This is a genomic window from Streptomyces sp. NPDC002306, assembly GCF_053593435.1.
On sequence record NZ_JBSFCK010000130.1, the window covers coordinates 1 to 1,989 of the forward strand.

At 59.0% G+C, this 1,989-nt stretch carries 2 pseudogenes; both read left to right on the forward strand.

Going from position 1 to position 1,989, the window contains the following annotated elements:
- Window positions 1-111: 111 nt before the first annotated feature.
- Window positions 112-362 (forward strand): annotated as a pseudogene (locus ACWCQK_RS42380) (IS1380 family transposase); the annotation flags it as partial.
- 1,520 nt (window positions 363-1,882) lie between these two features.
- A pseudogene (locus ACWCQK_RS42385) lies at window positions 1,883-1,989 on the forward strand (Lrp/AsnC ligand binding domain-containing protein); the annotation flags it as partial.

Consider the following 1,989-nt stretch of genomic DNA (forward strand, 5'->3'; position numbering starts at 1 on the left):
CACCCTCCGCCGAGGCCTCGCCCACATCCAACGCCACCCGGAACTCATCGACGGCTGCCTCACCGAAACCGGCCTGACCCTCCACCCCCGAACCTTAATCCGACAAGGTCAGTAATCATCCGCAAGGAACGGCCGCACCCCGGCGCCCAGTTGCGCTTCACCCACCTCGACAAACTGCGCTGACCCGCTTCGCAACCAACACTAAAGGCAGCGAGTTCGGCGACCTTGAACTGCGCCACCGCCGCCAGGCCCGCTGTGAGGACCACATCCGAGGCGCCCACGACACCAGCCTGCGCAACCTGCCCCTGCACGACACCGCCCAGAACCGGATCTGGCTGAAGATCGCCTCCCCCGCACTCGACCCTCCTGGCCTGGATGCCGACACCATGCTCACCCTGACCTGCGCCACCCGCCGCTGAGAACCCAAAGAAGCTCTACTGCGACTGTTCTCCACCCCCACCCAACTCGTGAACACCGGCCATCGCCGCTGACTCCGTCTGCCCGCCCGATGGCCCTGGACCGCCGTCAGCAGCCCACGCGATCGTCGGGCTCCACGCCCTGCCGAACCCTGGCTGACCAGCCACGTCGATCGTCCTGACAACCGCACCACCACACCGGTGAATTGGAACCCGGCACACACCCGACGCGAGATCCGGGCCTCGCCCTGCCCCAACCCCTAAAAGACCGCGCCGCACAAACACAGAGCCCCCGTCAGTAAACCGACGAGGACTCATGAACGATCAAGGCTAACGGGCTGAAGCCAGTAAACGCCTGACCGGCTATAGCGCCAGGAAGATCCGCGGACTCTCCACCAGACCGTCTGGCACGTGCAGAAAGCCCCACTGTCTGCACACCCAGCCCCTACGACGCAGAATATGCCAAAAATTACAAAACGGATTCGCCTACCGGCGACGCTCACAGCGCACCCACAAGCTCTCTTGCAGTACAGGATCCTCGCCACGGACTGACTGTGCGGAACTTCCCCGAGCGCCTCCGTTCCACTCTGCCGCATCCCATGTCCGAATAAATCAGCCGCCTACCTACAGCCCAACTAGGCTCAACAGCCTACAATTTCAAGTCCCCATACATTCGACACGCCGAACATGAGTCGATCATCAAACGCGACATCAAAGATCAGTAGCCATGCACGGCAAGATCGAGGCTACGCTCGCGGGCCAGACAGCGGTCTTCATGAGTATAAATTGCCTACACAGTTTTATTGCAGAATCGACAAGATAGCAGCTACAGCACCCTCCCGCCTGAGCAAGAGACCGAGAAAATTTTCGCGACACATTGACCCGTAAACCCGATTTAACCATTCCTCCCCTAGGTGACACCTCCACGTTAAGGGATATTCACTGACCTGCGACGTCAAGTTTCAAAACAGGCATCTCCACACCCCCTTAGACGATCTAACGAAGTGGCGCCTTTAATCCACGGGCATCTGGAAAGTATGCAATGAAAGTAACCGTATTATTCATAATGCTTCGACGCTTTCCGTTAGTCATCCAGGCCGCAATGGCGGCCATTGCGTGCGATTCTAATCGCAAATCGATTTCTCCTTTCTGGCCGCCTAAACATCACTCCTAATGGAGCCTGACGATCGCGGTTTGTTCCTCACCTGATCGGGTTCGAGCGATGGCTTGATGGTGCCGTCGCCAGTTGGATCGTTGGACTCTATGCTCAAGGGGGCAAACAAGAACCACGAAGGTCGCACCTTCGGGATAATGGGTAGAGTCCAGGATTCGCGCATTTCTGCCACAGCGAGGGGCGCAAGGGCGGTCGAACCGATTCCTCGACCTATCAAAGACTCGGGCAGCCATGGCCGCGAGGAAGGTGACCCGGACATGGGCATCACCACAGTGAAAACGGAGGCTTAAAAGATCCTGTGGCTGACGCGCTGACCGGCATGTCGGAAGTCGAGTACGTGGTGATGACCGCGGGCTCGTTCGACATCCTCGCCGAGATCGTCTGCGAGGACGACGACCA